We start from the raw sequence: 22079 nt of genomic DNA, 5'->3' as shown, positions 1-22079 counted from the left end.
AGGTGCGTCTGTTCATGAATAGTTCTCCCGTCTAAATTGAATAGGTACAGTATATCGATTTCTTTAAACACAAAAAACCCCGAATGGGGTCTTTTATCAAGTGTCCACCATTCAGGGTTCAGTTCAATCACTTGTCATCAAATGGCTTTTTGATTAGGAACTTACTGACTATGTCTGTAGATATTTCGTAGAAAATATGATTTCAATCTGAATTGAACAATATCAGTTATCCACCCTGTTAATACCCTACTATTTATTTTAAGGTCTTGTTGAATAAATAATGTTCTTTGGTCTTTAGTTGTTTCAAACGGATACCCGATCTTCGGAAACGGCTGTTGCTTCAGCAATGCCACTATTTTGGATTCATTGTATCCATTTTCAAATGCCCTTCCTTGCGCATCCTTTACTTCCCTATACTTCTCCGCATGCAAATATTCATAAAAGAACGGCGCAACTTCCTCTGCGGTAATCGGTTCCATCCATCGTTCTTCTCCACGCTCGAGCATTGCCAGCAAGACAACCATCTTGTAGCTCCGGTTCATGACCGTCTTTTCGACCTGTTCAATCAGTTCACGGGTAGCATCGTAAGTCTCGATTTCTTCACCTGTCAATTTACCTTGTTCTTTCAGGAAACCGACGTAGGAGCCCCACTCTTGCTTATAGCCTGTCGGTACAGCTGTTAATTGACCGATTTCAACGTAAGTCGGACGACGTCCGAGATCGAGCTTCAGTTGTTCATAGCTCTCAATCAATCGGAGTTTACGCTGATTCGGCTGACGCATCCGATGAATGATATTCAATGCTTCTGTATCAAACTCGATAATGCATCCCTTTGGTGGCGTAATCGGCTCCGTATCGCCACGCTTGAGTTTGTCTTTTACTATTCCAAGCAACATCAGCTTCGTTTCGACGTTTTTATAGTTGCCGATCAAATCGATGATGACACAATGTGATTTCTCATTCGCTAAACGTAAGCCCCGTCCGATTTGCTGCGTGTAGATTGCAATCGATTCCGTCGGACGACAAAACAGTAACGTATCGACTTTTGGAATGTCGACTCCTTCATTAAATAAATCGACCGTAAAGACGATCTCTAACGCCCCCTGCTCAAACTCTTGAATCCGTTCCCGTCGATTGACGGTCTGTCCGGTCAAGGCAATCGCCTGATGGCCCATTTCTCGGAACGTCTGCGCTAAGTACTCGGCTTGACGGATCGACGAACAAAAGCCGATCGTCTTCGTCTGCCGGTGCTTCGACCAGGCGGCATAGATGTTTTCTGAGACTGCCCGATCAATCTGCGCCTGTTCCAGTTCCATCGCATCATATTTCCGTCCCATCCGCCGCAATTGCGAATAGTCGATGACGTCATGAATCCCGTAATAATGGAACGGTGTCAGGAATCCTTCATTGATCGCTGACGTGAAGTGCATTTGAAAGGCAACGTTATTGTCGCAAAGTGCATAGACGTCCGCTCCGTCCATCCGGTCCGGCGTCGCTGTCAGTCCCAGCAAAAAACGCGGTTCAAAATGCGCCAGCACTTTTTGATAACTTTTAGCTGCTGCATGGTGAAACTCATCGATGATGATCAAATCAAAATGGTCTTTTGCAAACCGTTCGAGATGCCGGTTTTGGGATAACGTTTGGACTGATCCAAACAGCACGTCCGTCTGTTCATCGTTCGTGCGGTCTGATCCGATATACAAAGCCGTCTGCCAATTGGGCTCGACCTTTTTAAACGAACGTTCCGCTTGTTCCAGCAACTCGCGTTGATGTGCGAGGAACAGTACCCGCTTAAAATCACGCGCAAAAAATGCACTGAGATACGTTTTCCCAAGTCCGGTCGCAAGCACAGTCAAAGCACGTGTCCTTCCTTCTTCTATTGTTTCCTGGAGTGCACGTAATGCTTCCTCCTGCACCCGGTGCGGCAGAACTTCATCGGACGTGACGAGCTGTTGCTCCGCATAATCAACTTCCGGTTCCGCAACATATTGCCGTGCGTCATGTTCTTGCCGGTACACTTCCAGGACAATCGGATTCAGGTCTTGAGCTGCTTCACTTAAATAAAGATCCATGAATGCCTCAATCGCATCATCCAAGATATGCGGTGCGACAGCTTGCGGCAAATGGAGATTCCACTCGACACCGGTCCGAAACGCGCTTTTGGAGATATTCGATGAGCCGACAATCGACAGCCCCGTCTCTGCATTACGGAACAAATAGGCTTTCGGATGAAACGCCCGTCCGCCGGAGCGATAAAACCGGATCGACAGACCATCCAGTTTCAATAATTCTGCCAATGCCTCCGGGTCCGTAATATGTAAGTAGTCGCCAACCAAAAAATGAACATCAGCGCCCCGTTCGATGGCGCGACGTAACGCCGGTAACAACAGTTCAACACCCGAGCGTTGGGCGAAGGCGGCGACGATATAGACTTCATCGGCTTGGTCAATGGCATCGACCAACGACGTATACAAATCGTGTGTCGTCAGTTTTGCTGCCGGAATCAATCTTCGACCTCAATCAGATACAACTTGTCATCAAAGCCGCCCCGCTTATCGTGTTTCGTCAGCCGGATTGCTTCCAGTTGTTCCGGTGTCGTCCCGTGCGTCCGAGCCAGCGCGTGAACCAGCTCCAATAAGTCGGCCAATTCTTCGACCAATTCTTCGGTCTCCGTTGCTTCTTCATATTCGGCTACTTCTTCATGCAATTTCCGTTTCGCTTCGACGAGGAATTCTTCCTCGTTAAGTGTCCGGAACGTTGCTTTTTTTCCGTTCCGAGCAATGATAGTTGGAATCTGATCCCGGACTAATTTATGATAAAGAGGCATTAGATTCACTCCTTGTAAGTATGGTGATGGTGTTGTAAAAATTATCCTATAGTTCAAGGCAGATAGCACGTTATACATACGATTTATTTTAGATTAGAGGAGGAGTTTTCATGAGTTCATTCCAGAAAATCGAAACAACCAACGCTCCCGCTGCGATTGGTCCCTATTCGCAAGGTTTCATCGCTAACGGTACGTTATATGCCTCAGGTCAAATCCCGATCAATCCGGCGACGGGTGAAATGGTAGCCGGTAGTATTACAGAACAGACGGAGCAGGTTATGAAAAACGTTGATGCCATCTTAAAAGAAGCGGGTCTGACACCGGATCGTGTCGTCAAAACGACGTGTTACTTAACGAGCATGGATCATTTCGCTGCGTTTAATGATATTTACTCCGATTACTTTGCTCCACATAACCACTTCCCCGCACGATCTTGCATCGCCGTCAAAGAGTTACCGAAAGGTGCTTTGGTCGAGGTTGAGATTTTAGGGTTAGTCTAATACTCTGGAACACGTCACTTTTGGTGGCGTGTTTTTTTACCTCCGTAATCCCCAACGTCCTGTCCCTTTTCCGGTCTCACTGTAGAACAAGTCCTGAGTTCCTTCATATAATTCACACTCACTTGCATGAAGATAAATCAATTTTCGAATGCGTGCGTCTAATCCCGCTTCCGTCGAAAAACGAGAAATATCCAAATCACTCCGCTCTCGTACACGCTGATAAAGCTCTGTCAAATCCAATTGTAGTCCAGTCCCTAAAATCTCGATAATCGCTTCTAAAAGTGCTTCACTACTTTCATTCATATGTTCCCCTCCACTTATTAGGTCGTCTGCTTCTTCATCCGTTGTTTCGCTTCACGTGACATCGCAACTACAACTGCAATCCACTGCGGAATGACCATCAACAGACTGACAAGCAAAATGAGTTGTTCCGCCGTCAACGGTTTGAAGTAACCGTCCCAACCGAAATCGCTCATCTGTTTCGCAAAATAAAGCGATACGAAATACGAGACGATATTACCGACAACGACAAACAGCAGATGACTAAACCGCTGCCCAATAAAGGCAAGTATCGTAAACATCCCAAGTAAAGCGACATAGCCGAGTAACGTGCTGGTCTTGAAGTCTTCTAATAATGCAAAGTACACGAACGGGATGGAATATCCCATTAAGACAATGAGTCCGATCCACCATTTTTTCATTTGTTGTCCTCCCCGTTTTTTACAAACTGTCCATACAACCAGTCCCGAAGAAGCTCCCACTTGTCCGGAAAAGCATTACTGCCTCGAGACGTCCCCTCTCCATTTGGACCACTCCACCTGATCTCCCAGTCCGTGCCGTCGAGAATCAGGCACTCCGTCGTATAAACCGGTTGCCAGTGCATAAGATCGACGTGTAGCAACAATTGCTCGAGTTCCAGTTGTTCGTGCTCGGATAATAGATGAACGTCTTCCGAGACGTTTCCTTCTTCATCTTCTAACCGTAATTCCCGTGTTGCTTTCGTCCACGTGAACGTTTGACCTTTCCCCATGCCTGATTCCCGGTATGTTATCTGATTGATGTGCTTTTTCATCATTTCACTTAACCCTTTCGTTTTCTCCCTAGTATTACCATTGTAATTCATTTTCCGTTTTCTACCTATCCCAAAAAAGAGTCAGGTACCCTTGTTTTCGATTTTCTTTTATTCTAAGAGAATAGTTTGAGTAAGGAGGCAGCAGTCATGGTCAATCAACACCTCTTTTTATTTGGCGGTAGTCCCCCGTTTACGCCGAATTTGTGTCAAACGTTTGTCTCGTGTTTGAACGGGACAGGTCCCGTCGCTTTCCTGTATGTGCCGCGTCCCGGTTCCTCCTGGTCCGATTACGCGCCGATCTATACGAAGATGTTAACTGCTTGCGGCGCAACAGCATTTTTCCACTTGCCGTTGTCCGCCAGTCCAACAGACGACCAACTCGAGCAGCTGAGTGCCTGCGCCGGCATCATCATCTCGGGTGGGGAAACGGAACTGTATCAACAATTCATCGTGCAGACGCCAATCGGAGCGCTCATTCAAGAACGGTTTCAGCACGGTGTTCCGGTCGCCGGTTTTTCCGCCGGCGCCTTACTGACACCGGACGCGTGCCGGATTCCCGCGATCGATCAACGGGCGGGCAAGGCGCTCGTCCTTGAAGGACTCGGTCTAATGGACGCCGTGATTTCCGTCCACTATGATACGTGGCAGGAAGAGACGAGCTTGTTGCAGGCGTTTGAAGCAACACAAAGTCGCTTCGGCTACGGCTTACCCGAGCAAACCGGTATTTACCTGCAAGACGGTCAGTTGATTCAACAAGAAGGACCGAAAGCAGTTGTACTGAAGCGAAAGGAGGAAATGACATGTCGACCATCGTAACAGCCGTCAAAGGGATCGTGCGGCACGACAACCGGATTTTAATCGTTCAGTGTGCTGCTGCCGACTCCGGTGGCGGAACGTGGGAATGTCCGGGTGGAAAAATCGATTTTGGGGAGCAACCGGAAGACAGTCTGATTCGTGAAATCCGGGAAGAAACGGGGTTGACGGTGACCGTCGACAAAATCGCTTATGCCTCAAGCATTCTGACACATCCCGATCGCCAGGTCATCTTGTTGGTCTACTTCTGTACAGCCGTGACCAGCAGTGTAACGTTATCGGAAGAGCATGACGCCTACTCATGGGCCGATGAACAGCTGATTCGGCAACAGATTGCGCCAAGCATCTTAACTGCTTTTGAACAGCATCAGATTTTTCAACAACTTGCCTTCGTTTGAAGAAGAGGTGCATTATGAGGCATAAGATTCTTCTCACGTCACGTATCGTGGCGTGTTTTTTATGGCGATTTCTCCGAAAGGTGTCTTACGATATATTGAAATTAGTTAGATATTAAAAATCACCTTGTATTCGGACTGGAAGATTTCTACAATGGACAAGTATGTCATGACACGCGAGGAGTCCACTGATGAAATCATCCTTTACTTATTTTGCTTTACCGTTAGCCGCCCTGCTTTTGACAGGTTGTGCTGCGGAAGAATCATCTGCGCCGACACCAAAGGTCGACCCACCGGTGTCTCAAGAAACGTCTGCCGCAGAGAAGACCGAAGAAAAACAGCAAGAGACAACACCTGCTGATACCGCTTCCGCAGAAACTGCCGAGGCAGAAGCAACGGAATCGGTTCAGGAAAACAAGTCGACCGTCTCTTCCGAGAACGAGTCGTTCCCCGGCTATACACCCATTGAAGTCGATGGCGGCGACCTGTCCGGCGACCGGGAACCCAATGTCGTCGTGAACATCGGTTTTGGCGAACGCGAGTACTGGGCCTTCACGAATGAACACGCACAACTCGTTAAAGTCACCGCTAAAAAAATCACGCTCCAGCAGGAGACGGAAGACGTGACATCATCCGGTCGCTATTATTCGGACGAAGCGAAGGTTCCGGGTGTCGAAAGTCCTCAGTTAGACGAAGGACATGTCATTGCCGATTCGCTCGGTGGTGTCTCGAACGCCTACAACATCACGCCGCAGGACAGCACGCTCAACCGCCACGGCGATCAAGCCTATATGGAGAACAGTATCCGCCAGGCCGGCGAGGTGACGGATTTTGAGGCGATCATCACCTACCCCGATACCAAGACGCAAATTCCGTCCCATTATCAGTACACGTACACGTTAAAGGGCAATGTCATCGTCGATGACTTCGACAATGTGAATCCGGATGAAGTCAATGCCGCACTCGGTTTGACAGAAGACGAGGATGAGACAGCAGAAGACGCTGTTGAAACGGCGCCTGCTCCGGACACGGGTGATGTCTCAACTGTCGACACCGACGGCAACGGACAAGTCACGATCCAAGAGGCGAAGGACGCCGGTTTCGCTATGCCGATCACGGATGACCATTGGCTCTATCCCCATATGCGGGACAATGACCATGACGGGATGGTCGGGGAATAAATTTTACGTGCAACATGAAACAGGCGGACTCCGAGGAGCCCGCCTGTTGGTGTTGGATTATTCATCACTGTAACCGACGACCTTGTTCCGACCCGTCTGTTTCGCTTGATAAAGGGACTGATCGGCCTTTTGGACGACTTCAAACGATGTCTCGCCTTGATCCGACGAGGCCGCCCCGATTGATAACGTGACATGAAATGCCGGATACGTACTGAAGACAAAATGTTGATCGGCGCAGGCCAGGCGAATCGTCTCCCCGAGCCGGACGGCTTCTTTAAGCGGCATGTCCGGCAACAAGACAACAAACTCTTCCCCGCCATACCGCCCAACGAGTGCTTCATCGGGACTACAGTGTTGCAACAGATGACTCAATTGACGTAAGACGACGTCACCGCCGTCATGGCCGTATGTATCATTGACCGATTTGAAGAAATCGATATCGACGATCAGGACGGAGAACGCATAACCGTGTTGGTCGTAATGCGCCAACGTCTCGTCGAGCTTCCGTCGATTGGCGAGATTCGTCAGTCCGTCGGTCAACGCCAGTTCCTGTTGCGTCTGGACGAACTGGAAATGTTTCCGCAACTCCTGCAGGAAGCGGTACGTGACGTAGCCGCCAAGCAGAATGAAGATGATGTAGACAAGTGAGATCTCAAGAAACCGGGTGAACGTTTCCGTCAATAAATAGAGTGCCGGTAAACTATATCCGATGCCGATGCCAATCAAAATCAAGTAATCCTTGAGCGTATGCGACGCAAACCGACGGTAAATACTGGCAGTAACGAGTAACGCCATACAAATTAATGTCGTCAAAATTAATCCGTCATAGGCGCCGGGTGGTGTAATGATGAAGCGGGCACCAATGATCGCGACTGTCGTGATACCGCCACTGACCCAGCCGCCATAATAAAACGCCGTCACAAGCGCAACGAGTCGTAAATCAATTTTTGCCCCGTCATAAGTAATACTGTTCAGGACTAATAATCCACCAATCAAACCGGCAATCACACCAACAATTAACCGGATCCGAAGTGGGGATGCCGGTGAAATCCGTTCCGTATGCCGAAGCGGTAAAAACGCAAACAAGAGCGATGTAATCAACAATGAAAAATTCAACAGAAACTGATTAAACTGACTCAACATGGCACCCTGACACCCCTTCGACTGACAAACTTCATACTCTGTACAGTTCTCTATCGGATGATTTAAGTCCTTTTTCAAGCAACCAAAGGTTTCCATTTCTGCAACGAGGGAAACATTCCATACAGGCTTTGCTTATTTTGGATAAGGGGGATTATTGTTATGGATATGAAAGAAGAAAAACGTAAAAGTAAGATGCCGTTTTTTGTTGTTCTCGTCATCATCATCTTTGTTGCCGTCGCCGCTGCCCTGATTATTTATGTCACATCCGAACCAAAAGAAGAAACACAACAGCTGCTCCAAATGACGACCAGTTTCGTCTCGACTTACCTGCCGCATGCCGGCTGACAGCGGACATCCTCGGATGTCCTTTTTTTGTGGGCTGAACCTTTACAAGAACACTACATGTCCTTCATAAAATCTACCGCCCCACTTCCCGATAGGAAGCATGGAGGCGATAAAACGAATGAAGCAACCTACACAGAAAAAAAGATTATTGGCCCAACAATTAAACAACTGGCTGATCCCAATCGTCGCGATGGGACTGTTACTGATCAGTGCCTTAAGCGTTGAAGAACTCTACCGCGCGTCGACAAAGTCCGTCAGCGAACGGCTCGAACGCGAAATGACGATGCTCGATGCAAATATCCGCTCCATCTACTTAGCGTATCCGGAAGACGAACAGGAACGGACACGCGCCATCAAACGTTTAAAAAATCAACAGCTCGCTGATATGGCACGGGACGAGTACGATGCAGCGATTCAGTCGCTTGCAACCAAAAACGTAGCCCTTCAACCGTTGACGTTGACGGCGCAACAGAAAAAAGACGTGACGCAACAATTAAAGCAAGCACGCGTGACGACATTTACGAGCAACGACCGGTTCGTTCTCGCGATGTCGATTCCCGAAGTGAACGATGTCCTGTTTTTATCGGTCGATCAGGAACGGTTGGTCGCCCCTGCCAAGGCACTGGCGATGAAGTTAGGTATCCTTGGGATTGTTGTCCTCTGTTTTGTCAGTCTGCTGATCCGGGCCCGTATCAAAAAACAACTGGCTCCGCTGTCCGTCTTGTCCTTAAAGATTGAAGAGGCCTATGCACGACGCACCTATCAGCCGATCAGCATCAAGACGACGACGTTTGAATTACAGCAATTGACGCACCAATACAACCAACTGATGCAACAAGTCGGCAGTCTGACACAAGAAATCGCCATTGCGAGTGAACGACTGGAGGCGACTCAACCCGGTTTTTCGTCCCAACTCGCCTCGATTGATGAATCCGTCCTCGCCGTCCATCAAGTGGCGACGTCATTGACGGACCAGTCGACGCAGATGGAACAGATCATCAGCGAATCGGGTCAACTGTTGACGACCTCGATCGACGCACTCGCGACGATGGACGGATCAATCCAGACGAGCCATCAACGGGTCAGCGCCTTTACTGAAGAAGCGACAACGAGTCATCGGATTCTCGAGTCGTTGCAACAGGATACGACGCTGTTGCGGACACTGTCCGTCCATACATCCCAGTCACTGGACGAGGCGACGGAACGCAATCAACAAATGCACGCCTCAATCCGCTACATCCAACAGGTGGCGGAAGCGACACGCCGCTTATCGCTGAATGCCTTGATCGAAGCTACGCGGGCAGGCGAAGAAGGCCGCGGTTTCGTCATCGTCGCCAAGGAGGTCGAGTCACTTGCGCTCGACATCAAACGGAGCATCAATCACATCAACCAGGCAAACCGGGATTTGACGGACAGCATCGGGCAGATTGAACAAGATGTTGTCGAGATGACGAATCAGATCGAGACGACACACGAACAGCTTGAACAGAGCACCCGACGGATTGCTTCCGTTTTGGATAACGCGGAACAGATTGAAGCCGCGCTCGTCCAGGTCGAGACGGATCGGTCGCTCGTCTATTCGGTCCAACCGCGGATTCGGGAACACTTCCAACTGATTGAAACGATTCTGTTTGAACTGACCCACTACAGTCAATCCCTTGAAGCAAACATGCAAGCCAACAGTGCCCGCCAACAGGAATTGAAACAGCATGGTCACATCATCGGCGAACAAATCGAGTCCCTCAACCAGACAATCGGTGGTCCGTCTCATTAAAGACAAACAGACCCCGTGCCTCAAGCACAGAGTCTGTTTGTTGTTTAACTAATATACTGGGCTTCCTTTTTGTCGATGATGTTGCGAATCCGGTTTTCCGTCACCTGATACGTCAACGCCAACCGGCGAATCGAAAGCCCGGTTTGATAGCGACTCCGAATCTCCCGAATCTGTCGAGGCGATAATTCAACATGTTGCGTCAATAACAAGTCGAACTCGTCAAGGAGCGACGCGTACGCTTGACTCGTCGACGGTTTGACGGTCAGATTATCAATCTGATCGTTTACGCGATCACCGTCCGCCCGGATAATCCGGTCGTGCGTGGCCTCGGAATCGAGAAACGCCTTAGCGACAAGCTCGGCAATATAAAACCGTTCCCCCCGTCCTTGTTTGTACAACGTCACTTTCCGGTAACCTTCTTGATTGATTCGCGGGCGCAACACGACACCTTGCCGCCGTTGTTTAACACCACGACTCGTCTCGATGATCCGGTCGAGCGACCGGACGTTCCCTGATGTTGAGACTTGATACATGCCTGCATAGCCCTGTACTGCCTTCCAATGTTCCATATAATCAACGACCTCCATTCGGTCCTAAAACGACAACATTCCCTACTGCCATTATACCATTTAACGAACAAACGTTCTAATATGGACACTCTGTTTTTCTGTGCTAGTATTAACAAAAAAAGGAAGAGGTGTCAGGATGAAGTTTGTACTATTACTTGGTCCGCAAGCGGTCGGCAAAATGACGATTGGTCAGGAACTCGAACAAAAAACGGGCATGAAATTATTCCACAACCATCAGACGATCGACCTGTTGCATCCGTATTTTGATTTCACGAAACCGGCGCATCATAAACTGAAGGACTTGATCCGGCGGGAAATGTTCAAGGAAATGGCGGTCAGTGATCTCGAAGGGGTGATTTTTACGTTTTTATGCTTGTTTGGCGTCGAAGACGGCGGCATCGAATTCATCGAAGAGACCGTTCAACTGTTTGAAGAAGCCGGTGCCGAAGTCTTCATCGTTGAACTGGAAGCCGAACTGTCGACCCGTCTGGCCCGAAACCAGACCGAGAACCGTTTACTCCACAAGTTCACAAAACGGGACATCGCTGCGTCGGAAGCCAACTTACTTGAAACCGCTGAACAGTACCGGACGCATTCGCTTCCGGGAGAACTGCCGTATCCGAACTACTTACGGCTTGATACCGAGGGCCGTTCAGCCGGCGAAAGTGCCGAGACGATTTGTCGACACTTTAACTGGTCAACGAATCTGGTCGAACGATGAACCAATCCAAGCAGACGTATTTTCCAGTCTTCTTGACGCTCGGTTTGCTGCTGTTTAATATGTTGACGTCCTATTTACTGAGCGGACGGTTTTTCCCGAATCTCAGCCTGTGGGTACCGATCGGTCTCAACATCTTGGTCGGACTCGGGTATATCGTTTCGCTGGTGCTTGGTCTCCGGTCGACCAATAACTACGTCAAATGGTTCAGTGTCTTCGCGAACATTGCCTTTTTGCTGTCGTTATCGGTCATCACCTTTTTGTTGTTGCTCGCAAACGGCATCTCAGAACCGTAATCCGGACACGAAAAACCGTCTCTTCAGAAGCACGTTTTCTGAAGAGACGGTTTTATTTTTGTTTATTCAAAAGAATCGTCGACTCCACTCGACTTCTACAGGAAAAGGAAGCGTGCTTCCGTCAGGAACAGGCGAGACCCGGTCGTCCGAGGACGACCGCGGCTTGCGTTCCGCCTGAGAAAAGCGAGTGGAGGAAAGACGATTTTTTTATCATTCAATGCATCAAGTCACGCCGAAAGACCGGTCCGTCCGCATGAAACCCATTTCGGAGCCAAACCGTTGCTTCTCCGTCCTGTCCGATTACGAACGGCAATAACAACGTCCGGGCGAGATACGCGACGATAACCGTCAACGCTTCTTCGATATAGCCTGCTCGATCGGTCGGATCAATTGCGTCATAACTGAGTTGCTGACCGCTGAACTGAATCGTCGCAATCTGTTGTCTCTCCCGTGTCTGCAGTGTCCAGACACAACCGTCTGTCGTATCTGCTGCTTCAATGTGCAGGCGGGACGTCGTAAAGTCCGGATGGCGACCGTTCATTCTGTTTCCTCCTCTACGTCAAAAGCTGCCGTCGCGTAGGCTTCACCGTTAATCAGAATCGTCAGCTGGTGCGTACCCGGATAATGGACCCGCGTCGTCAAGTTCCGGAACGACTGCCGTTTCGTAAACGTCTCCCGTCCAATCACTTGCCGTTCACTGATCCGAAAGACCTTTTGACTCGTCCCCCGCTTTTTGACATAGTCGATCGCATATTCAATTCGCAGGACTTGCGGTTCGGTTGTCGCAAGGGCAAAGGTAAACGTCAGCCCCCCGCCAATCGGTAATGTGGGTGTCACCGTCAGTTCGTCGACCGTCACCGTTCCCCGCGTGACGAGACCAAACGCCTTCAAGACGTCCGGATGTCCCTGTTTCAGGAGTGTCCGTGAGGCATGCCGTAAAATCCAGTCCGTATGCGGATGAGTCCCAAGCTGTTCCAACCGTTCGATGACGAGTTCCGGATGGGTCTTCGCGATATCGTTTAAATGATTGGCGACACTTTTGCGGACGTAAAGCGCCTCGTCCTGCAACAAATCATCTAAAATCGGCAGGACCGGACGCGGATCAGCAATCAATGCCGGTATCCGTTGTCCCCACGGCAGGCGCGGACGGGTTCCTTCTGACGCCAGGCGCCGGACGTGCTCGTCACTCGACTGACTCCACCGGACGGCGAGTTTTAAAAACCGCTCTTGATCTTCGAGCAGGAACCGCCGGACGGCAAACTCCGACGTCGAGTGCCGGGTCAACCGTTCCAGTGCTACCATTGCCCGGTCCCAGGCATCACTCGGCGCATAAACTTCGATATAGTCCGGAAAAACGATGCCCGGCAGTCCCGGAAACTCCGGCGCAATCGTTTCAAGGTGCGTCGCTGCTTGCTCAAAATCAGCCGGCAAATAACGGTTAAGCTCAGTTGCAATCCGGCGGACCCGTTGCTTAAACGCCAGCTCCTCCCAGTCTCCTTGTTGCACGATATCTCTAAAGTCCGGTGCCTGCACTGCCTCCCCTAATCGGTGCAACCAGTCTGGTGTAAACACATCTTTAATCAAACTCATATGTGATTCAATCCTCTCTTCGTCCGTTCTAATTTTAATAAGGCCGCCTTTCGTGCCAAGCCGCCGGCATATCCGCCGAGATCGCCCGTCAAGCGGATGACCCGGTGACACGGAATGATCAGTGCCAGTTGATTGGCGCCGTTTGCCCGGGCGACAGCACGGACGGCTGCCGGATTCCCGATGCGGACGGCCAGTTCCTGATAGGAAATCGTCTCACCCGCAGGAATCTGTTGCAACTGTTCCCAGACCTGTCTTTGGAACGGTGTCCCGTACAGAACGAGCGGAACTTCGAACCGGTCAAGCATTCCCGCAAAGTACGCGTCCAGTTCAGCCGTCACCTGCTCAAACACCGGTGTCTCACCGGGAATGATGACGGCACGGGCTGCGAGCCGCAACCGTTCCACTTCCCGTTCGAGTCCGCGACGATCGACAAACTCGAGTAAGTGCAGTCCTTGTTCGTCGGCAATCGCCAACATCGGTCCGAGCGGCGTATCGAGCCACTTCGCTTGAAGGTATGTTCCGTCCCATCGTTTCGGTGTCTCGCCCATGATGCGGGCAAACGCATCGCGAAAACCGCTGCTCGATTCATAGCCGCTCGCCAGTTGCGCCTCGATGACCGGTTGCCCCTTCCGGATTTCTTTCATCGCAAGGCCCATTCGACGGGACCGGGCGTATTCGACGAACGTCATCCCGAACCGTTTCTTGAACTGCCGCCGGGCGGTCGAGGCATCGAGCCCCAGTTCCCGGAAGTCGGCATCTTTGAACCGTTTCTCAGGACTCGCTTCGACGGCGGCAACCAAGCGGCTGATGACCTCACTGTCACCGGGATAGGCCAGTGGTTTACAGCGTAAACACGGACGGTAGGAGGCAAGTAGCGCCTCTTTTGCCGTCTCAAAAAATTCGCAATTCTCCTGCTTCGGCTTCCGCGCCGGACAGGTCGGCCGGCAAAAGATTCCCGTCGTCTTGACTCCGACAAAAAACGTCCCTTCGTACGAGCTGTCGCGGCGGACGAGTGCTGCATAATAATCCGTTTCCGGTAAGGTATTCATCTCATGCCCTCCCCTTCTTTTCCTCAGTATACCGAGTTTACCACCCTGCATGTCGCCGAAAATCAGGCATGGATTTTTTCTTAAGACAAACTTAAGAAAACTCTCCTGTTTGTGAAAGATATGCCCTGTATCATCGATGGTATACTCAAGAAGAAAGTAGGTTTCGCATGTTTGATTTTTTGAAAGAAGCCATCCAATCCCCGAAAACAATCGGCGCGATTGCCCCAAGCAGTTCCCGGTTAGCGAACATGATGGCGCAGCGGGCGGTCGCTGACCGGCCAGCCGTCATCGTCGAAGTCGGTGCCGGTGACGGGGCGATTACCCAAGCCTTATTGCGCGCGCGACACCCGGAAACGACTTTATTGATTTGTGAACAAAATCCGGTGTTTCAAGAAGCCTTGGCGAAGCTGTTAGCTGATGAGACAAACGTCGAACTGTTCATCGGCGACATTCAAAACTGTCCGGAAGAGTGGCATCATCAGGCCGGTGTCCTGGTCAGCGGCTTACCGTTCGCTTCGTTCCCGCTTCCGTTACGCCATGACTTGCTCGAAACCTTCCAGACCCTGTTGCAACCAGGCGGTCATTTCATCGCCTTTCAATATACCAAACTCCATTTCAAGACATTCCGCCGGTATTTCTTTGAGCACAGTTATTCTTACACACTGCAAAACATGCCGCCCGCCTATGTCTTCGAAGGTGTCCAAAAGGAGGATCCCCCGTGCCCACAATCTTAATCGTCGATGATGAAGCCGATATCCGGCAATTGTTGCGACTGTATCTGCAAAACGAAAATTATCTGATTCTCGAAGCCGCCAACGGCGAAGAGGCCCTTGCACTTGTTCAGCAACAGCCGATCGATCTGATGGTGCTTGATGTCATGATGCCGGTCCGGGACGGCTTTTCGACCGTCCAAGCCATCCGGCAAGCGAACTATACCTTCCCGGTCCTGATGCTGACGGCAAAACAGGAGGATCTCGATAAAATCCAAGGGCTGACGTTCGGTGCCGATGACTACATCGGGAAACCGTTTAATCCGCTCGAAGTCATCGCCCGGATCAAGGCGATGCTCCGCCGGGTCGCCCAGTATCAAGTCCCGCTATCGGCAAGCAGCCTGCAAGTCGGTCCCTTCACCTTACGTCAGGAGGAGCGGGTCATCTTAAAAGAAACGATTCCCTTAGCGTTGACACGCCGGGAGTTTGACTGCCTGGCGCTTTTACTGAACCATCCGCGCCGCGTTTTTTCAGCCGATGAATTGTACGAACGGATTTGGCAGGAGGAAGCGCTCGGTTCTGCGACCAATGCCGTTATGGTTCTGATTCATAAGTTACGAGAAAAAATCGAGGACGTGCCGAAAGAGCCGCGTCACCTCCAAACCGTTTGGGGCGTCGGCTACAAGGTCGAGCCATGAGACGCTTCCGCTTCAAACTGACTTCCTGGATGACGGTTCTGTTGTTGGCCGCAGCGTTTCTGAGTACGGCATTGGCCTGGTTGATTGCGAGTCAACTCCCGCTCGGAACAAAAAACGTCCCCCGTTATTATTATCCGACGGAACAGGACATCACGCAGCGGGTCGAACGCGATATCAAACGCTACGAATCCGGTCAGACTCCGAACGGTGATTATGAGTGGGCCGTCTATCGGTCCAACGGGACACGGGTCGACGCCTCACCCGACTTTCCGCGGACGATGACCCCGAGTCGCTTATTAGCCGCGCAAACGCCGGGTGAACGGGACCCATCTGACGAATCGGACGTGCGGACGTTGCATCATATGCAGGCGATTAACCTCGGTGAAAGCTCACCCGGTTATTTTCTTTCCATCGAAACGGTCACGCCCCGCCTGAATCAATACCAGGTCGGCAATTCAACAGCGTTTTTCTTTCTACAATTAGGTTTGTTCATCTTATTTTTATTTGGCATGACCCGCTGGATCGCCGGTCTGTTCCGCCAACTCGAGACACGGCTCGAACGGCTCGTCGAACCGGACCACGCCGTCAGTCCGCTGCGTCCGGTCAAAGGACCACGTGAGTTCAAAACCTTTGCCCATTCGATTGAACGGGTTGGCGATGAACTGGATGTCCTCCGACGAAACGAGCAGGAACGTTTTACGGAACAACTCCGCCTGATTACCAGTCTGTCACACGATCTGCGAACCCCCCTGACATCGATTCAAGGATTCGTTCAGTGGTTGTCTGAACATCACACGACATTATCCGATCAGGAACGGACCGATGTGCTGGCAATCGTCAGCCGGCAATCGGAGACGCTCGCCTCACGAATCGATGAGCTGTTCATGCTCGCAAAATTGTCGAATAAAGATTATCCGGTGCACATGACGTCACTGGATTTCGTGACGCTCCTGCATCAGGTCGCTGAACAACATCCGGAAACGACCTATCAATACGCGGGACCGGCTCATCTGACTGTTCAGGCTGATCCCAACCTGTTGCGGCGCTTGATTGAAAATCTTGTGCGGAATGCGACGCTTCACGGAACGGGTGATCTATCTTTTGAAGTGCTTCAAGAAAACGGTCACTTGACCTTCCGTTGCTCCAATGCTATCGCGGAGACCTTAACGCCACATCAACTCACGGAGCTGGCAACCCCTTTCGTCACGTCCGACATGTCACGGTCCAATGGTGGATCCGGCATTGGCCTGTCGATCATCGAACAAATCGTTGCCCGGCACAACGGGACGATGCAACTAACGTCGGAACAAAACCGGTTTATCGTCTCGATTGTCTTGCCGGATGCTTATAAAGAGTGATGACGGTACAGGATGAACTCACAAAAGTTGAGTTCATCTTTTTTGGTTGTTACTGGTTCGACACTCCTTCGGAAATGGAATTCGATACACTAGAGAATGTCATTCTTTAGGCACAGCTATGAAGGAGTTCCTTACTTATGAAATCATTCAATCGTTCGACCACATATATGCCCGGACTCGATGGTCTGCGCGCGTTCGCCGTTATCGCTGTCATTTTATACCATCTTTCGGTACCGATGCTGACCGGCGGATTTCTCGGCGTGGATGTGTTTTTTGTCCTGTCGGGTTACTTGATTACCGGCTTGTTGCTCAGTGAGTGGCAACAGACAGGTCGCATCGACTTAAAACGGTTTTGGGTGCACCGGTTCCGCCGGTTGTTCCCGCCTCTGTTCGTCCTGCTTGTGCTTGTCCTCAGTTATGTCACGTTGTTTGAACGGGACTTGTTGCATTCGCTTCGCCAGGACAGCGTGGCGGCTCTGTTGTATACGACGAACTGGTGGTATATCATCCATGACGTCTCTTATTTCGAATCGTTCGGCAAACCGTCGCCGATTCAAAACCTGTGGTCGCTTGCGATCGAGGAACAGTTTTACTTGATATTTCCGATCGTGCTCAGTTTTGGACTCGGATCAAAACGGCTGTTGCTCCGGGGAATCGGACTCCTTGCCCTGCTGTCCGCACTCCTGATGGCGATTCTGTTTACGCCGGGTGCGGATCCAAGCCGTGTTTACTACGGGACCGATACCCGGTTGTTTGCCTTGTTGATCGGCAGTCTGCTTGCCTTCGCCTGGCGACCGGAACGGTTTAAGAAAGAGATTCCGTCACGGGGTGTCCGGTTATTGAACATGACCGGTGCCGTGATTGTTCCGCTGCTTGTTGTGCTGATGCTCGTGACAAGCGAGTACGGTCGTTTTCTGTATTATGGCGGGTTTGTATTCGTCGCTGTCCTTGCAGCGTTACTGATCGCCGTCGTTGCTCATCCGGCGTCTTTTTGGAGCCGGTTGTTCGCAGCCCAGTGGCTGATTGCCGTCGGTAAACGGTCGTATGGTCTATATCTGTGGCATTTCCCGCTGATCACCTTGTTGACGCCCGTTGAACAAATCGGAACATTTTCCTGGCTCCGGAGTCTCGGGATTCTCATAATCCTGATCGTCGTGACAGAACTGTCCTATCAGTTCATCGAACGTCCGGTCCGCCGGCTTGGTCTGCTTGGATACATCCGGCAATTTCAGATTCATCCGCGGACCTTCCGGCAGTTTTCCCGGACGAAGTGGGTCTCTGTTTCCCTTGCCAGTCTGCTTCTCCTCAGCTTCATCGGGAATTTATCGATTCTTGCCGTATCGGAAGAATCGGCTCAACAATCGATTCCGACAGTCGCGGCGCCGCATTCGAAACCGGCACTTGTCAAAAAGCCGGCAAACCCGGTGTCGGAGAAACGTACACGGTCGATGTGCCGGCCGACGCTTGCGATCGGCGACTCGGTGCTGCTCGGGGTTGAAGATTACCTCGGCAGTACGCTTCAGCAAGTGACGATTAACGCCAAGCTCGGACGTCAGCTCCGGGAAGCCATTCCGCTCAGCACGAAGTATGCGGCGTACAATCACACCGACCATCGAGTCCTCCTCCACCTCGGGACAAACGGCAGTTTCCGTCCCGAACAGTTAGAGGAATTACTCGACCGGTTCGCCAATGCCGATCAGGTGTACCTGGTGACGACACGGGTGCCGCGTCCGTGGGAGCAAGAGGTCAACACGATGCTGAAGCAAGCCGCTGAACGCAAACGGGTGACGCTCATTGATTGGCATGCCGTTGCCGTCAAACATCCGTCCTACTTCGAACAGGACGGCGTCCACTTGAACATCAAAGGTGCCCGCGCCTACTCGAAGCTGCTCGCGAAAGCGACCGGGTGTGCGACTACAACAAAATGACACAACACAGCCACCATTCTCCGTCAGTCGAGAAGGTGGCTGTTTTAGAGCGTATAAACGAGTCCGATGTAGAGCAGACTGACACCGAGCAGACTGAACAGGCAGCCGAGCACCAGCGGTAAACGTTTTTGGTACGTGAACACCAACAGAAAGACAGAGCTGATTCCAAGAGCAAGGACAAGCCCGTTTGACCACAACCACGTTTCCGCTTCAATCAGTGGTAAGACCGGCTGCTCTAAATTACTGAGTGTTGCACTTGCCAAAAATACGCCGAAAATCATGACACTTTCGAAGCGCAGACCGAGCCGCGGATCAAACGGTTCTGTTTTCTGAAGACGTCGCTTGACGAGCGTTCCGTTGATAAAGGCATAACCGAGCAACGGGATGAGCAAGAGGTGTTTCAGCAATAGCGCTTGCCCGTACGGCAGATTCCATACATTGCGGTATTCGCTGATTGGTATGCTCGGACGCATCAAAAAGAAGCCCGTCACGACAACACCGACAAAGAGCACTTGCGCCAATGGACTGAACCAGCGTAAAAAGGCCGACCAATTTGCCGCATCCCGGGCACCCCATCCCACAACGAGCACCACGCCAATCCAAAGCGCCATCAGACTAAAATGACCGGTCTGCAGCATCAGACCCGGTACGCCGTGTTTGGCTGCCGCATGACTGGTGCCGGCAATTCCGAAAAACAACGGAATCGTTAAGCCAACAAGCAGCCATCGTTTGATGAAAACAAGTCGTTTTATACACACGATGATGATTGCCATCAGCACTGAAAAATAAACCAGTAAAAAATAGTGCCCGATCCGGACGTCAAACAGACTGGCGCGCAAGGCGTCTCGCACCGGCAAGTCGAGCTCGTGACGGAAATAGTCAAACACCCGTCCGAGCGGCAGACTGGTTCCGATGACGATGCTGATCAAGGCAACGAGTACCAGTCCGTCGAGTGCACCCAGGGATGGTTTTTTATCCGGTGCGACAAATAGAAACACGAGTCGTCCCGCCCACAGCGCCCCGCCGAGGTAGACGAGCAGTTCGCTGACGATGCCGATCATGACCGTTTGCGGCGACGGAGTAATAACAGGGTCGCGACGATTGCCAGGACGAGTCCTGCAACGACCCACGGTAAGACGGTCGGAACGAGACCCGGTTTGACGGATTCCGTCGATTCCGTTGATTCCGTCGGGACGATGCTCGCCTGTTCGGTGTCGACGGTTGGTTCGGCTTCTTCCGGTTGAACGGTTTCTTCCGTCGCCGGCTTCGCTTCAAAACGAATCGTTCCTTCGACCGGATGACCATCTTCGGAAATCAACTTCCAGGTAATCAAGTAGGTGCCTTGCTCAAGTTCCTGCTTCAAGACAGCACTTAATTCATTCCCGATGATCAACGGTTTTTCCAGGGGAACGGTTCCTCCTTCGGCTGTCTTCAGTTCGAGTGTGCTTGTTTTTTCAATCGGTGCATCAAAGGTCAGGCGGATCCGTTCCACGTTTTCTTTTAAGACGGCTCCCTCTTCCGGATTGGAATTCGTTAGACTCGTGTGAGCTGAAACCGAAAACGGTTGAACGACGAACACGATGAGAACGAGCAACATCAACCATTTGATCTTCATCCTAAACTCCTCCTTTACAGAAAATGTGTAGAAAAAGACCCGCTGTTTCCAGCGGGTTCGGTTGTCCGATTAGTGTTGTGAACGACGTCCACGAAGTCCGAAGAATCCGAGGATGGACGCAGCCGCGATTCCGAGTAATGACCAGAGGATGCCGGCTGAAGATTGTGCTTCAGCTGCTCCACCAAGACCCGTATTCGGCATACCGGCTGGTGCGCCTTTGAATTTATCCGGGAACTGATCGACGATTGCGGTTGCTGTGCCTTCACCGACACCGTACATATGACCGTAGGCTTCACGGATCGCCGGGTACGTTTTGTCGTAATCTTTTTCATTGTAGCTGTTGAACGCCAGTAACAGTTGATCGATGTGAACCTTGAGTCCTTCTTCCAAGTCTTTCGACTTCAGGCGTCCTTCTGTTGCTGCATCCAAGAAGGCGGCTTGTTCGACGCGGTACTCATCCAGTTCCTGAACGGCCATGTCGCGTGCTTCCTCGTCTTTTGCACCGGTCGCTTTGACATAATCGACGAAGTAACCGATGTGGCTCGACCAAATTTTCTTGAACTCTTGTGCCGCTTCGCTGCCGTAGACGGAACCGATCGATGCTGTCAGATCGTCCGTGTTCTCACCAAGCGCTCCTGCTGCTGCGTCGAAGTCTTTTGCTCCGTCTATCCCTTTTTGCATTGCCAGAACGGCCAGTGCGGCGTGTTCCGAGAAGTTTCGGTTTAAGCCGGCACGAAGGTCAGCCGCTGGTGTATCGACTTTCGTATTTTTGAATTTGTCCGGGTATTGATCGACGATGGCACCGGATAAGCCTTCTCCCACCATGTACATATGCTCGATGGCGATGCGGAGATTGCTGTAGGCGGCGTCATAATCACCGGCGACATAGCTGTCAAACGATGTCAGCAATTGCGTGATGTGAACTTTTAATCCACCTTCTAAATCCGCTGCTTTCAGGCGGCCTTCCGTTGCCTTGTCGAGGAAAGCGGCTTGTTCGACGCGGTATTCATCAAGTTCTTTTAACGCTTTTTGTTTAGCGTCTTCATCCTTGGCACCAGTCGCTTTGACGTAATCGACGAAGTAACCGATGTGGCTCGACCAAATTTCTTTGAAGGCTTCGCCTGCCTCATCCCCATAGACGGATCCGACAGCGGCGGATAAGTCATCCGTGTTTTGGTTTAAGGCACCTGCTGCTTGTTCGAAGTCTTCTTTTCCGTCGATGCCTTTTTGCATCGCGACGACCGCTAAAAACGCGTGTTCAGATAAAAGCTGATCAAGCGTCGCTCGCAAATCCGATGCGGGAGAAGAGACATCCAGAGACACTTTACCTGAGCTGTGCGACATCTTACTGTGATCTTCATGACCATGGGCACTGACGCCTGCTGCTGGAATCAATAATGCGGCACTGAGTGGGACGGCGAGATACGACTTTTTCATCTTCATCTTGTGAACACCCCTTTATTTTTTTGGACTACACACAGATAACGTAAGAAGTTCA

Annotated in this window: 25 protein-coding genes; 12 read left to right on the top strand and 13 right to left on the bottom strand. The window is 51.0% G+C overall.

The window, feature by feature from the left end; genetic code table 11:
• Positions 1–161 precede the first annotated feature (161 nt).
• Together KNP87_RS15925 and KNP87_RS15920 are read right to left on the bottom strand one after the other, a co-directional pair.
• Positions 162–2507, bottom strand: a complete 2346-nt coding sequence (locus KNP87_RS15925) for a DEAD/DEAH box helicase family protein (RefSeq protein ID WP_214722278.1) — start codon at positions 2505–2507, stop codon at positions 162–164.
• Positions 2504–2827 carry a nucleoside triphosphate pyrophosphohydrolase gene (locus KNP87_RS15920; RefSeq protein WP_214722277.1) on the bottom strand — a complete coding sequence of 108 codons (324 nt, stop codon included), beginning with the start codon at positions 2825–2827 and terminating at the stop codon, positions 2504–2506. Before KNP87_RS15920 ends, KNP87_RS15925 begins: the two co-directional genes overlap by 4 nt.
• Before the next feature lie 110 nt (positions 2828–2937).
• Here KNP87_RS15920 and KNP87_RS15915 point away from each other — a divergent pair, with 110 nt between their 5' ends.
• A complete protein-coding gene (locus KNP87_RS15915; protein WP_214722276.1) occupies positions 2938–3327 on the top strand; it encodes a RidA family protein in 390 nt (129 codons plus the stop codon).
• 36 nt (positions 3328–3363) lie between these two features.
• Here KNP87_RS15915 and KNP87_RS15910 read toward each other — a convergent pair whose 3' ends face one another.
• The 3 genes from KNP87_RS15910 to KNP87_RS15900 are packed head-to-tail and all read right to left on the bottom strand — an operon-like array spanning position 3364 to position 4402.
• Positions 3364–3630, bottom strand: a complete 267-nt coding sequence (locus tag KNP87_RS15910) for a hypothetical protein (RefSeq protein ID WP_214722275.1) — start codon at positions 3628–3630, stop codon at positions 3364–3366.
• Between the two features lie 17 nt (positions 3631–3647).
• Positions 3648–4028, bottom strand: coding sequence for a hypothetical protein (locus KNP87_RS15905; RefSeq protein WP_214722274.1), 381 nt, complete (start codon positions 4026–4028; stop codon positions 3648–3650).
• Positions 4025–4402, bottom strand: coding sequence for a hypothetical protein (locus tag KNP87_RS15900; protein ID WP_214722273.1), 378 nt, complete (start codon positions 4400–4402; stop codon positions 4025–4027). Before KNP87_RS15900 ends, KNP87_RS15905 begins: the two co-directional genes overlap by 4 nt.
• Before the next feature lie 144 nt (positions 4403–4546).
• On the opposite strand from KNP87_RS15900, the gene KNP87_RS15895 reads away from it, so the two are divergent.
• The 3 genes from KNP87_RS15895 (at position 4547) to KNP87_RS15885 (ending at position 6788) form a co-directional block, all read left to right on the top strand.
• Entirely contained in the window at positions 4547–5215 is a 669-nt protein-coding gene (locus KNP87_RS15895) for a Type 1 glutamine amidotransferase-like domain-containing protein (protein ID WP_214722272.1), read from the top strand.
• Complete coding sequence (locus KNP87_RS15890; RefSeq protein WP_214722271.1) at positions 5200–5610, top strand: NUDIX hydrolase; 411 nt, start codon at positions 5200–5202, stop codon at positions 5608–5610. The genes KNP87_RS15895 and KNP87_RS15890 overlap by 16 nt, the downstream gene beginning before the upstream one ends.
• Positions 5611–5798: 188 nt before the next feature.
• A complete protein-coding gene (locus KNP87_RS15885; protein ID WP_214722270.1) occupies positions 5799–6788 on the top strand; it encodes a DNA/RNA non-specific endonuclease in 990 nt (329 codons plus the stop codon).
• A 57-nt stretch (positions 6789–6845) separates the two neighbouring features.
• Here KNP87_RS15885 and KNP87_RS15880 read toward each other — a convergent pair whose 3' ends face one another.
• Positions 6846–7931, bottom strand: a complete 1086-nt coding sequence (locus KNP87_RS15880) for a GGDEF domain-containing protein (RefSeq protein WP_214722269.1) — start codon at positions 7929–7931, stop codon at positions 6846–6848.
• 159 nt (positions 7932–8090) lie between these two features.
• On the opposite strand from KNP87_RS15880, the gene KNP87_RS15875 reads away from it, so the two are divergent.
• On the top strand, positions 8091–8276 hold the full coding sequence (locus KNP87_RS15875; RefSeq protein ID WP_214722268.1) for a hypothetical protein: 186 nt from the start codon (positions 8091–8093) through the stop codon (positions 8274–8276).
• Between the two features lie 118 nt (positions 8277–8394).
• On the top strand, positions 8395–10050 hold the full coding sequence (locus tag KNP87_RS15870) for a methyl-accepting chemotaxis protein (RefSeq protein ID WP_214722267.1): 1656 nt from the start codon (positions 8395–8397) through the stop codon (positions 10048–10050).
• Positions 10051–10094: 44 nt separating this feature from the next.
• Here KNP87_RS15870 and KNP87_RS15865 read toward each other — a convergent pair whose 3' ends face one another.
• Positions 10095–10619 carry an NUMOD4 domain-containing protein gene (locus KNP87_RS15865; protein ID WP_214722266.1) on the bottom strand — a complete coding sequence of 175 codons (525 nt, stop codon included), beginning with the start codon at positions 10617–10619 and terminating at the stop codon, positions 10095–10097.
• A 136-nt stretch (positions 10620–10755) separates the two neighbouring features.
• Here KNP87_RS15865 and KNP87_RS15860 point away from each other — a divergent pair, with 136 nt between their 5' ends.
• Positions 10756–11340, top strand: coding sequence for a DEAD/DEAH box helicase family protein (locus tag KNP87_RS15860; RefSeq protein WP_028107109.1), 585 nt, complete (start codon positions 10756–10758; stop codon positions 11338–11340).
• On the top strand, positions 11337–11633 hold the full coding sequence (locus tag KNP87_RS15855) for a hypothetical protein (protein ID WP_119923945.1): 297 nt from the start codon (positions 11337–11339) through the stop codon (positions 11631–11633). Before KNP87_RS15860 ends, KNP87_RS15855 begins: the two co-directional genes overlap by 4 nt.
• A 214-nt stretch (positions 11634–11847) precedes the next feature.
• Here KNP87_RS15855 and KNP87_RS15850 read toward each other — a convergent pair whose 3' ends face one another.
• Genes KNP87_RS15850 through KNP87_RS15840 form a run of 3 tightly spaced genes read right to left on the bottom strand, consistent with a single transcriptional unit; the run spans position 11848 to position 14272 of the window.
• Positions 11848–12174: a hypothetical protein gene (locus KNP87_RS15850; RefSeq protein WP_214722265.1), complete on the bottom strand. Its 327-nt coding sequence runs from the start codon at positions 12172–12174 to the stop codon at positions 11848–11850.
• A complete protein-coding gene (locus KNP87_RS15845) occupies positions 12171–13223 on the bottom strand; it encodes a DNA alkylation repair protein (RefSeq protein WP_214722264.1) in 1053 nt (350 codons plus the stop codon). Before KNP87_RS15845 ends, KNP87_RS15850 begins: the two co-directional genes overlap by 4 nt.
• Positions 13220–14272 (bottom strand): bifunctional transcriptional activator/DNA repair enzyme AdaA, encoded by a 1053-nt coding sequence (locus tag KNP87_RS15840; RefSeq protein WP_214722263.1) that lies wholly within the window; start codon positions 14270–14272, stop codon positions 13220–13222. Before KNP87_RS15840 ends, KNP87_RS15845 begins: the two co-directional genes overlap by 4 nt.
• A gap of 167 nt (positions 14273–14439) precedes the next feature.
• On the opposite strand from KNP87_RS15840, the gene KNP87_RS15835 reads away from it, so the two are divergent.
• The 4 genes from KNP87_RS15835 to KNP87_RS15820 all read left to right on the top strand — a co-directional run bounded on the left by KNP87_RS15835 (position 14440) and on the right by KNP87_RS15820 (position 18966).
• Positions 14440–15006, top strand: coding sequence for a class I SAM-dependent methyltransferase (locus tag KNP87_RS15835; RefSeq protein ID WP_214722262.1), 567 nt, complete (start codon positions 14440–14442; stop codon positions 15004–15006).
• Complete coding sequence (locus tag KNP87_RS15830) at positions 14991–15680, top strand: response regulator transcription factor (protein WP_028107114.1); 690 nt, start codon at positions 14991–14993, stop codon at positions 15678–15680. Before KNP87_RS15835 ends, KNP87_RS15830 begins: the two co-directional genes overlap by 16 nt.
• On the top strand, positions 15677–17038 hold the full coding sequence (locus KNP87_RS15825) for a sensor histidine kinase (RefSeq protein WP_214722261.1): 1362 nt from the start codon (positions 15677–15679) through the stop codon (positions 17036–17038). The genes KNP87_RS15830 and KNP87_RS15825 overlap by 4 nt, the downstream gene beginning before the upstream one ends.
• 137 nt (positions 17039–17175) lie before the next feature.
• Positions 17176–18966: an acyltransferase family protein gene (locus tag KNP87_RS15820; protein WP_214722260.1), complete on the top strand. Its 1791-nt coding sequence runs from the start codon at positions 17176–17178 to the stop codon at positions 18964–18966.
• Between the two features lie 44 nt (positions 18967–19010).
• On the opposite strand, the gene KNP87_RS15815 is transcribed toward KNP87_RS15820, so the two are convergent.
• The 3 genes from KNP87_RS15815 to KNP87_RS15805 all read right to left on the bottom strand — a co-directional run bounded on the left by KNP87_RS15815 (position 19011) and on the right by KNP87_RS15805 (position 22024).
• The gene (locus KNP87_RS15815) at positions 19011–20027 is read right to left on the bottom strand and encodes a CopD family protein (RefSeq protein WP_214722259.1); all 1017 of its coding nucleotides are present in this window, start codon (positions 20025–20027) and stop codon (positions 19011–19013) included.
• Positions 20024–20581: a copper resistance CopC family protein gene (locus tag KNP87_RS15810; protein WP_214722258.1), complete on the bottom strand. Its 558-nt coding sequence runs from the start codon at positions 20579–20581 to the stop codon at positions 20024–20026. The genes KNP87_RS15815 and KNP87_RS15810 overlap by 4 nt, the downstream gene beginning before the upstream one ends.
• A 69-nt stretch (positions 20582–20650) precedes the next feature.
• Complete coding sequence (locus KNP87_RS15805; RefSeq protein WP_214722257.1) at positions 20651–22024, bottom strand: copper amine oxidase; 1374 nt, start codon at positions 22022–22024, stop codon at positions 20651–20653.
• Positions 22025–22079: the final 55 nt, after the last annotated feature.

Source organism: Exiguobacterium sp. s192, from assembly GCF_018618795.1.
Lineage (GTDB): Bacteria > Bacillota > Bacilli > Exiguobacteriales > Exiguobacteriaceae > Exiguobacterium_A > Exiguobacterium_A undae.
The sequence above is the reverse complement of the archived record's forward strand: the minus strand, read 5'-3'. Positions and strand labels throughout refer to the sequence as shown.

What these genes read in the sequence shown, in the direction of transcription:
- KNP87_RS15845 (WP_214722264.1), bottom strand. Translation starts at nt 13,223, where the DNA reads ATGAGTTTGATTAAAGATGTGTTTACACCAGACTGGTTGCACCGATTA.
- KNP87_RS15910 (WP_214722275.1), bottom strand. Translation starts at nt 3,630, where the DNA reads ATGAATGAAAGTAGTGAAGCACTTTTAGAAGCGATTATCGAGATTTTA.
- KNP87_RS15905 (WP_214722274.1), bottom strand. Translation starts at nt 4,028, where the DNA reads ATGAAAAAATGGTGGATCGGACTCATTGTCTTAATGGGATATTCCATC.
- KNP87_RS15805 (WP_214722257.1), bottom strand. Translation starts at nt 22,024, where the DNA reads ATGAAGATGAAAAAGTCGTATCTCGCCGTCCCACTCAGTGCCGCATTA.
- KNP87_RS15810 (WP_214722258.1), bottom strand. Translation starts at nt 20,581, where the DNA reads ATGAAGATCAAATGGTTGATGTTGCTCGTTCTCATCGTGTTCGTCGTT.
- KNP87_RS15860 (WP_028107109.1), top strand. Translation starts at nt 10,756, where the DNA reads ATGAAGTTTGTACTATTACTTGGTCCGCAAGCGGTCGGCAAAATGACG.
- KNP87_RS15825 (WP_214722261.1), top strand. Translation starts at nt 15,677, where the DNA reads ATGAGACGCTTCCGCTTCAAACTGACTTCCTGGATGACGGTTCTGTTG.
- KNP87_RS15840 (WP_214722263.1), bottom strand. Translation starts at nt 14,272, where the DNA reads ATGAATACCTTACCGGAAACGGATTATTATGCAGCACTCGTCCGCCGC.
- KNP87_RS15895 (WP_214722272.1), top strand. Translation starts at nt 4,547, where the DNA reads ATGGTCAATCAACACCTCTTTTTATTTGGCGGTAGTCCCCCGTTTACG.
- KNP87_RS15885 (WP_214722270.1), top strand. Translation starts at nt 5,799, where the DNA reads ATGAAATCATCCTTTACTTATTTTGCTTTACCGTTAGCCGCCCTGCTT.
- KNP87_RS15850 (WP_214722265.1), bottom strand. Translation starts at nt 12,174, where the DNA reads ATGAACGGTCGCCATCCGGACTTTACGACGTCCCGCCTGCACATTGAA.
- KNP87_RS15890 (WP_214722271.1), top strand. Translation starts at nt 5,200, where the DNA reads ATGTCGACCATCGTAACAGCCGTCAAAGGGATCGTGCGGCACGACAAC.
- KNP87_RS15835 (WP_214722262.1), top strand. Translation starts at nt 14,440, where the DNA reads ATGTTTGATTTTTTGAAAGAAGCCATCCAATCCCCGAAAACAATCGGC.
- KNP87_RS15820 (WP_214722260.1), top strand. Translation starts at nt 17,176, where the DNA reads ATGAAATCATTCAATCGTTCGACCACATATATGCCCGGACTCGATGGT.
- KNP87_RS15815 (WP_214722259.1), bottom strand. Translation starts at nt 20,027, where the DNA reads ATGATCGGCATCGTCAGCGAACTGCTCGTCTACCTCGGCGGGGCGCTG.
- KNP87_RS15915 (WP_214722276.1), top strand. Translation starts at nt 2,938, where the DNA reads ATGAGTTCATTCCAGAAAATCGAAACAACCAACGCTCCCGCTGCGATT.
- KNP87_RS15855 (WP_119923945.1), top strand. Translation starts at nt 11,337, where the DNA reads ATGAACCAATCCAAGCAGACGTATTTTCCAGTCTTCTTGACGCTCGGT.
- KNP87_RS15920 (WP_214722277.1), bottom strand. Translation starts at nt 2,827, where the DNA reads ATGCCTCTTTATCATAAATTAGTCCGGGATCAGATTCCAACTATCATT.
- KNP87_RS15900 (WP_214722273.1), bottom strand. Translation starts at nt 4,402, where the DNA reads ATGATGAAAAAGCACATCAATCAGATAACATACCGGGAATCAGGCATG.
- KNP87_RS15880 (WP_214722269.1), bottom strand. Translation starts at nt 7,931, where the DNA reads ATGTTGAGTCAGTTTAATCAGTTTCTGTTGAATTTTTCATTGTTGATT.
- KNP87_RS15870 (WP_214722267.1), top strand. Translation starts at nt 8,395, where the DNA reads ATGAAGCAACCTACACAGAAAAAAAGATTATTGGCCCAACAATTAAAC.
- KNP87_RS15875 (WP_214722268.1), top strand. Translation starts at nt 8,091, where the DNA reads ATGGATATGAAAGAAGAAAAACGTAAAAGTAAGATGCCGTTTTTTGTT.
- KNP87_RS15865 (WP_214722266.1), bottom strand. Translation starts at nt 10,619, where the DNA reads ATGGAACATTGGAAGGCAGTACAGGGCTATGCAGGCATGTATCAAGTC.